At 72.6% G+C, this 8,284-nt stretch carries 5 protein-coding genes; 2 read left to right on the forward strand and 3 right to left on the reverse strand.

Annotated elements, in window-relative coordinates; translation table 11 throughout:
• Nucleotides 1-481: 481 nt before the first annotated feature.
• A complete protein-coding gene (locus BMY19_RS29960; protein ID WP_100253863.1) occupies nucleotides 482-2,506 on the forward strand; it encodes a M23 family metallopeptidase in 2,025 nt (674 codons plus the stop codon).
• Between the two features lie 16 nt (nucleotides 2,507-2,522).
• On the opposite strand, the gene gluQRS is transcribed toward BMY19_RS29960, so the two are convergent.
• The 3 genes from gluQRS to BMY19_RS29975 are packed head-to-tail and all read right to left on the reverse strand — an operon-like array spanning nucleotide 2,523 to nucleotide 5,759.
• Nucleotides 2,523-3,386 (reverse strand): tRNA glutamyl-Q(34) synthetase GluQRS, encoded by an 864-nt coding sequence (gene gluQRS / locus BMY19_RS29965; RefSeq protein WP_100253864.1) that lies wholly within the window; start codon nucleotides 3,384-3,386, stop codon nucleotides 2,523-2,525.
• 16 nt (nucleotides 3,387-3,402) lie between these two features.
• A complete protein-coding gene (locus BMY19_RS29970) occupies nucleotides 3,403-3,684 on the reverse strand; it encodes a hypothetical protein (RefSeq protein ID WP_100253865.1) in 282 nt (93 codons plus the stop codon).
• Nucleotides 3,685-3,728: 44 nt separating this feature from the next.
• Nucleotides 3,729-5,759, reverse strand: coding sequence for an ATP-binding protein (locus BMY19_RS29975; RefSeq protein ID WP_100253866.1), 2,031 nt, complete (start codon nucleotides 5,757-5,759; stop codon nucleotides 3,729-3,731).
• Between the two features lie 222 nt (nucleotides 5,760-5,981).
• On the opposite strand from BMY19_RS29975, the gene BMY19_RS29980 reads away from it, so the two are divergent.
• Nucleotides 5,982-7,625, forward strand: coding sequence for a GMC oxidoreductase (locus BMY19_RS29980; RefSeq protein ID WP_100253867.1), 1,644 nt, complete (start codon nucleotides 5,982-5,984; stop codon nucleotides 7,623-7,625).
• Nucleotides 7,626-8,284: the final 659 nt, after the last annotated feature.

Raw genomic sequence — 8,284 nt, forward strand, 5'->3', positions numbered from 1 at the left:
CACAAGTCTACTCACGCTAGATCTCTCGACCTAGCCGCAAGGACAAACGCCGCCCGCGTCTCCCTTCCTCATTCCAACTTGTCAAAGAGCGCCTCGGTCTCCCGAGGCTCATCAGAGGCAAACAGAAGACCGCCCGGCAATCCCGCCGGCCAATCCCGCCGCTTGTCAGAAGATGGCTCAGCGCCCGGTCCACTTCCGCGGCCGGCGCCGATGAGCCGGGGTATAGAGCCGCCAATCCGGGCCGTCAACACCCTTTTTGCCGGCCGGCGCGGCGAACCACCGGTAAGCCGGGCGGTGGATGATCGCGGTCTTTCCCGCGCCGGGGCTGGCGCTCGGGAGCAGCACGCCTCAATCTCGACACGCTGGGTCGTGAGATGAGATTGCCGGGCGCGGATGTCGCCTCCGGTATGGTCGAGCCCGGCCTCAGCGCCGCGGATCCCGCGGGAACGCCCGTTCGCCATCGTCTTCTCAGGGCCTTCGAGTGAAGCGCGAGCGACTCAAGATCGGCGACGTGGCCGCCCTCCCCCCGGCACGCGGGGTGCACGAGCCTCTCGACCATCTCGGCGCGACCGCGACGCAGATCGACCGACGCGCCGTCAACCTCCGCTGGCTCTGCGCCAGCAGTCTCACCGGCCTGACCGGCGCCGGTCTGATCGCTGCGGCGCTCCACGTGTCCCTCCAGGGCGACGTTTCCTTCGCGGCCATTCCCGAGAAGGCGGCGATTATGCCCCGCCCCCAGCCGAGCGAGAGCGGCGCCAACATCGCCCGCAAGGGCGACCGGCTGGTGCGCAACCTCATGATCGCCTCGGCCAAGCAGAGCTTCAAGGCGCCGGTCACGGTCCGCCTCGGCGACCGCGAGATCATCAAGGCCAAGGCCTTCGTGCGGCTGACGACGCCCCTGTCGATGACGACGGGCGTCTACGCCGCCGAGCCGCCCCGCTTCGACCCCATGAAATTCGTCTCCGACGAGCCGCTGGAGCGCGCGCCCGATGCGTCCGCCGACGCCCCCAGCGCCGAGGTCACCGTGGTCAAGCGCGAACTCGCCGACGCTGCCGTCGACGCCAATGCGCCCGCCCTCAGCGACGACGACGTCACCGCGCAGGTCGAGGAGGAGCGCCGCATCGCCGCCGAGGCAGGGCGCCGCGCCGCCATCCCGATCGCCCCGCAGATCATGCTGTCGCGGACGCTCCAGCAGGGCGCGGCCGGCGACGGCGACGGTGCGGTGCCGAAGGACGCGAACCCGTTCAAGTCCATCGAGGTGCTGGTCGTCCCGGAGAACGTCACGAAGGTCGCCAAGGTCGAGCTGAAGGCCAACGAGGCGCCGCTCGTGGAGGAGCGCGATCTCGCGCTGAAGCGCGGCGAGACACTGGAGACCACGCTCAAGGCCACCGGCCTCGCGAGCGACGATGCCGTTCGCGGCATCGTCGCCGCGCTCGGGGGCAAGACCCGCACCGCTGCCCTCAACGAGGGGCAGCCGATGCGCGTCCAGGTCGCCCCCGGGCCCCGTCCCGGCGATCCCCGCCAGGTGACGCGCGTGGTGCTGTACGGCGAGAACGGCATCGAGGGCATCGCGGCCCTGAACGACCGCGGCGCCTTCGTGTCGGTGGCGCCCCCCGCCGAGGAGGCCCCCTCCCCCAAGGGACAGCGTCAGGCGGAGGCCGGCGAGGACGAGGACGAGGATTCCGGCTCCGGGCCGCGCCTGTACCAGAGCCTCTACGAGACGGCCGCGCGCCACGACCTGCCGCGAGCCACGGTCGAGGATATCGTCCGCGTCTTCAGCTACGACCTCGACTTCCAGCGCCGCATCGGCAGCGGTGACGGGCTCGACGTCTTCTACAGCACCGACGACGAGGCCAGCGCCGATCGTCCGGACCTGCTCTACGCGGCGCTGACGCTCGGCGGAGAGACCCGCAAGGTCTACCGCTTCCAGTCGCCGGACGACGGCACGATCGACTACCTCGACGAGCAGGGCCGGTCGCTGAAGAAGTTCCTGTTGCGCAAGCCCATCGCCGACGGGATCATGCGCTCCGGCTTCGGTTACCGCCGCCACCCGGTGCTGGGCTACGCCAAGCTGCATACGGGCGTCGACTGGTCGAACCCGATCGGCACGCCGATCATGGCGGCCGGCAACGGCGTGGTGATCCGCGCGGAGATGACCTCGGGCTACGGCAACCGGGTGGAGCTGCAGCACGTCAACGGCTACGTGACGACCTACAACCACATGTCGCGGTTCGGCCGCGGCATCCGCGAGGGCGTCAAGGTCCGGCAGGGCCAGATCGTCGGCTATGTCGGCTCGACCGGCCTGTCGACCGGCGCGCACCTCCACTACGAGGTGATCATCAACGGCCACTTCGTCGACCCGATGAAGATCCGCGTCCCCCGCGGCCGGGAACTCGACGGGCGCCTGCTCGCCGACTTCAAGCGCCAGCGCGAGCAGATCGACGCCACCATGCAGAAGTCGAAGAGCGCGACCGCCCTCGCCCAGCGCGACGCGGCGGTCCGCTGAGGGAGCGCGCTGTCGTTCAGGCGAAGCCGAGCCGGGCGCGGACAGCCTCGGGCGTCGCGCCGGCCTGCCGAAGGTCGGCGAGGGATCGCGAGCCGCGCGACTTGGCCAGCTTCTCGCCTCCGGTATCGAGCAGCAGCGCGTGGTGGCGGTAGCGCGGGACCGGCAGGCCGAGCAGGGCCTGCAGGAGCACGTGCAGGTCGGTGGCCGCCTCGAGGTCGCGGCCCCGCACCACGTGGGTGATCCCCTCCGCCGCGTCGTCGTGGACCACGGCGAGGTGGTAGCTCGTCGGCACGTCGCGCCGGGCGATCACCGCGTCCCCCCAGCGTGCCGGATCCGCCGCGACCCGGTGCGCGCCGGCCGTGTCGAAGGCGACGTAGCCGTGGGTCGGGCCGGCGCGGCGCAGGGCGGCCGTCATGTCGAGCCGCCAAGTATGCGGATCGCCGCGGGCGATCCGGTCCGCGGCCGCCGCCCGGTCCAGGTGGCGGCAGGTGCCGGGATAGAGCGGCACGCCGTCCGGATCGCGGGGGCCGTCGCCACCGGAGTCGACGCGCGCCCGGATCTGGCCGCGTGAGCAGAAGCACGGATAGGCGAGCCCGCTCGCGATCAGCCTGTCGAGGGCGACCCGGTAGGCCGCCATGTGCCGGGACTGGCGCCGCACCGGTTCGGGATAGGTCAGCCCGAGCCAGGCGAGGTCGGTGACGATCCCGTCGACGAAGTCCGGCTTCGAGCGCGCGGGATCGATGTCCTCGATCCGCAGGCGGCAGACGCCCCCCATCCGGGCGGCGAGGTCCGCGTTGAGCAGCGCCGAGTAGGCGTGGCCGAGGTGCAGCCGTCCGTTCGGGCTCGGCGCGAAGCGCAGCACCGGCGCCGCGGCGGTCACGGACCGGTCCGGCAGATCACCCGTCCCGGCGGGTCAGGCACTGCGGCGCGCCGGGCTGGCAGGCGATCCCGGGCAGCGAGCAGGCCGGCCCCTCCGCCAAGCGCCGGCAGACCTTGCAGCCGTCGGTCCACTCGAGGCAGGCCGGATCGTCGGCCGCCGACACAGCCGGCGACGCGTGCCGCGCCGGCGCCAGGGCGCCGATGAGCACGGTGGCGATCACGAGGACCGCGATGCCCCAGGCGGCAAGCGCGCCGCTCGATGAGCGCGGTGCGGGCGACGGAGGGCTGACGGTCGACATGGGCCTCCTGTTGGCGCGGGACCCGCCCGCCTGTCAACGCGCGCTCAGGCGGCCCGCGCGGATCGGCGCTCCAGCAGCGGCGGGAGCAGCTTCAGATTCAGCGGCTTGGCCAGGAACCCGTCGAAGCCGGCCGCCCGGGCGGCGACCTCGTCCTCCCGGCCGGCATTCGCGGTCAGCGCGACGAGGTGGAGGCGGTCCGCGCCGCCCGCTTCGGCGGCGCGGATCCGCCGGGCGGTCTCGTGCCCGTCGAGGCGGGGCATCCGCACGTCGATCAGCGCGAGGTCGAAGGGGCCGTCCGTCTCCAGCCGCGCGAGGGCCTCGAGGCCGTCGACGGCGTGGATCACCGTGGCGCCGAGGCGCTCCAGGGCCCGGGTCGCCAGCAGGGCGTTGATCGGGTTGTCCTCGGCCAGCAGGATCCGCAGGCTGGAGCCGACGCGCGCCGGCTCCGCCGCCGGCGCGGTCGCGGCCTCGACCGGGCCCGTCGACGCGAGCAGGCGCTCGAACAGGGAGCGCGGACGGACCGGCTTGATCAGGTAGCCGTCGAAGCCCGCCGCGCCGGGGGACCCGAAGCCGCGCCGGTCGAACGGCGAGAGGAGCACGAGGCTGGTGCGGACCCCGCAGGCGCGGGCCGCGTCGGCGATCTGGCGCACCGCCGCGTCGCCCAAGGCCCGGTCGGCCAGCACCGCGTCGAAGGCCGCGCCCGACAGGGCGTCGAGGCCCGATTCCAGGCTGTCGACGATCACGGTGGCGGCCCCGGCCCGAGACAGGCTGCGGGCGAGGTACGGGGCCTGGAACGGCGAGTCGGCGACGATCAGGCAGCGCCGCGGGGCGAGCGTCGGCAGCGGCGCGCGCCCGCCATCCTCGGCCGCCGCGACCTCGGCGAGCGGCAGCAGGACCCGGAAGGTCGAGCCCCGCCCGAGGCGCGAGTCCGCCTCGATCCGCCCGCCCATGCGGGTCACGAGCCGCCGCGTGATGGCGAGGCCCAGCCCGGTGCCCTCGTGGCTGCGGCTCGCGCTGCCGTCGCCCTGCTCGAACTCCTCGAACAGGATCGGCAGCCGCTCCTCCGGGATCCCCGGGCCGGTATCCGCCACGGCGAGCACGACCTCGCCGCCGGTCCCGGCCCGCGCGAAGCTCAGGCTGACGCCGACGCCGCCGCGCTCGGTGAACTTGATGGCGTTGCCGGCGAGGTTGATCAGGATCTGCCGCACCCGGTCGGCGTCGCCCAGGATCGCGGCCGGGAAGTCCTCGGCCACGTCGAGGGCGATCTCGATGCCCTTGTCCTGCGCGCGGGGCGCCAGCAGCTCGACGACCCCCTCGGAGAGGGCCGGCAGGTCGAAGGGCTCGGCCGCGAGGTCCAGGCGTCCGGCCTCGATCCGCGAGAAGTCGAGGACCCCGTCGATCAGGCCGAGCAGCGCCTGACCGCTGGTGCGCACCGCCTCCACGTAGGTGCGCTGCTCGGGGTTCAACGCGGTCCCGAGCACGAGATCGGCCATGCCCAGGATGCCGTTGAGCGGCGTCCGCATCTCGTGGCTCACGGTCGCCAGGAAGCGGGATTTGGCGACGCTCGCCGCCTCGGCGCGCTCCAGGGCCGCGTCGCGGCTGCGGATCGCCTCGACCCGCGCGGTCACGTCCCGGCCCGCGCGCAGCCAGTGCGTCGCGTCGCCGTGCGCCACCGGCATCTCCACGAAGGCGAACCAGCGCGCCCGCCCGTCCGCCGTCCGGACCTGCGCCTCGAGGCGGCGGACCCCGTCCGGCCCGATCTCCACGGCGTTCCGGTCGAGGATCTCGAGATCGTCCTGGGAGCCGATCAGCGCGATCGGCTCGCGGCCGAGGAGGCGGGCGAAATCCTCGTTGGCGTAGGTGATGCGCCCGCGGGCATCTCGCTGGACGATGATCTCGGTGGTGGCGGCCACCAGGGCGCGGTAGCGGTCCTCGCTCTCGCTGATCCGCCAGAGGCGGTCCTGCAGCCGCTCGGCCTCGCGCTCGGCGCGGCGCGTTCCGAGCCGGCGCCAGAGGCCGAAGGCCAGTGCGGCCGCGGTCAGGAGCGCCAGGACAGGCGCCAGCGTGTCGATCATTCCGGCCTCCCCGGCATCGGGCCGGTCCGCCGCAGGATCGCAGCCGAAGCTGAAGGCGGCGTTGGGAAAGGCCCTTAACCGCCGGTTGCGGACTTCGCGGAGTCCGCGGCGGAATCCGCGGCGGAGTCCGCGACGCGGCGCGGGATCAACGGTACCGTGCGGTGATCCGAGAAGCGGCTCGCGAGTTGCCTGCCAGGACGCAGGTCCGGACGGAGACGGTACATGCCCGGTGAGCACTACGACGTCATCATTGTCGGGTCCGGTCCCGGCGGCGGCACGATGGCGTGGCGCCTCGCCCAGACCGGCAAGCGCATCCTGCTGATCGAGCGCGGCGACTACCTGCTGCGCGAGCCGCGGAACTGGGACAGTCAGGCGGTGATCGTCGACGGCTACTACCAGGCCAAGGAGACGTGGTACTCGTCCGACGGCAAGAGCTTCCACCCCGGCCTGCACTACTACGTCGGCGGGAACTCGAAATTCTACGGCTCGATCCTCTTCCGCCTCCGCGAGAAGGACTTCGCCGAGATCCGCCACCAGGACGGCGTCGCGCCGGCCTGGCCGGTCGGGTACGACGTCTTCGAGCCGTACTACCAGGCGGCCGAGGAGCTGTTCCACGTTCACGGCCTGCGCGGCGAGGACCCGACCGAGCCCTGGTCGACCAAGCCCTACGCCCATCCGCCGGTGGCGCACGAGCCGCGGATCCGGGAGCTGTTCGACAACCTGAAGCGGGCGGGCCACCACCCGTTCCACCTGCCGGTGGGCGTGCGGCTGGTGGAGAAGGACGGCCGCGCGGTGCCGACCTCGCCCTGCATCAAGTGCGAATCGTTCGACGGCTTCCCCTGCCCCACCAACGGCAAGTCGGACGCGCAGACCATGGTGGTCGACCCCGCCCTGCGCGACTGCCCGAACCTGACGCTGCTCACCCGCACCTACATCGAGCGCCTCGTCACCGACGCCTCCGGCCGCACCGTCACGGGCGTCGTCGGGAACTGCGACGGCGCGCCGTTCGAGGCCTCGGCCGACATCGTGGTGGTGGCCTGCGGCGCCCTCTCCTCGGCGCTGCTGCTGCTGCGCTCGGCCAGCGACCGCCACCCGAACGGCCTCGCCAACGGGTCGGATCAGGTCGGGCGCAACTACATGCGCCACAACAACTCGACGGTGCTGGCGATCTCGAAGGTCCCGAACCCGACCCGGTTCCAGAAGACGCTCGGCCTCAACGACTTCTACTTCGGCGATCCGGACCCGAAGGATGGCTGGGACTTCCCCCTCGGCCACATCCAGATGGTCGGCAAGTCGGACGGCGCCCAGATCCACGGCGAGGGCCTGCCCGGCTTCCTGCAATGGTTCCCCGACAAGCCGTTCGACTGGATCGCCAAGCACTCCGTCGACTTCTGGCTGACCTCCGAGGACGTGCCGCTGCCGCAGAACCGGATCTTCTACAAGGGCGGCAAGGTCCATCTCGACCTCACCGAGACGAACGTCGAGGCGCACAAGCGGCTGCGGCACAAGCTGCGCGAGATCTGCAGCTTCACCGACATCCACCCGCATTTGTTCGACCGCTCGCTCTACCTCGGCAAGAACGTCCCGATCGGCGGGACGGCCCACCAGGCGGGGACCCTGCGGTTCGGCGCGGATCCGAGGACGTCGGTGCTCGACACCAACTGCAAGGCGCACGAGCTGGACAACCTCTACGTGACCGACGCCAGCTTCTTCCCGTCGATCGGCGCCGTGAACCCGACGCTGACCATCATCGCCAACGCCCTGCGGGTCGCCGATCATCTCGTCGCCCGGATGGGCGCCCGGGACGCGATCGCGCCGCCCCGGCTGTTCGACCACACCGAACCGCGCGAGCCGCTGCCGGCCTGAGGACCGGCGGGGCGCGGACCATCGCTCTCCCCTGCTCGTCCCGAGGTGCCGGCACCGGACACGCGTGATCGTCCCCGCGCGCCGACTGGCGCCGGGGGCATGGCCCGGGAGGCGAGCACGAGGGACGCGGGACGCCGCGGGAACCCAGGTGTCGGCCAAGTACGCGCGGGATCCGATCCCCGCGGCGCCCCGCGGCATCGACCGGGCATGGTCCCCGGCCGGTGCCGTCTGTCTCGTCGCGGCGTCTCCGACGTCCCGGTCCTGCGACTCCCCGTTAGCGGTCTCTGTCGAGGTGCAGGCACGCCGTACTCGCACGCCGTGCCCGCACCTCCGGAACCCGCATCGGCGCCGTGGCCTTCCAGCCGTCCCCCGCCTCGTAGTGGGCGGGTCCGCAGGTCGCTCAGGGTCGGCCCAGAGGCGGGTCGGCGCGGGGGCATTTCCTCACCCCGCCGGGCAGAGTGCCGCCCGGTCTCACGCCCGCGTCCGAGGCACGCCCCGCACCGGTCCGTCGCCCGGGGCGATGGCGGCTGAGAGCCACCGACGCGGGCGCCGCCCCGTCCCCGGACCCGCACGGTCAGCCACCGGGCGGGCCCCCGAAGGACGCCCCGGGATCGCTCCCGGGCCGCCGCGGACAGGTGCGGTCAGGAAGCACAAAATAG

Origin of the sequence: Methylobacterium sp. UNC300MFChir4.1 (assembly GCF_900110155.1) — a bacterium.
Classification (GTDB): domain Bacteria; phylum Pseudomonadota; class Alphaproteobacteria; order Rhizobiales; family Beijerinckiaceae; genus Methylobacterium.

What these genes read in the sequence shown, in the direction of transcription:
- BMY19_RS29975 (WP_100253866.1), bottom strand. Translation starts at nt 5,759, where the DNA reads ATGATCGACACGCTGGCGCCTGTCCTGGCGCTCCTGACCGCGGCCGCA.
- BMY19_RS29980 (WP_100253867.1), top strand. Translation starts at nt 5,982, where the DNA reads ATGCCCGGTGAGCACTACGACGTCATCATTGTCGGGTCCGGTCCCGGC.
- BMY19_RS29970 (WP_100253865.1), bottom strand. Translation starts at nt 3,684, where the DNA reads ATGTCGACCGTCAGCCCTCCGTCGCCCGCACCGCGCTCATCGAGCGGC.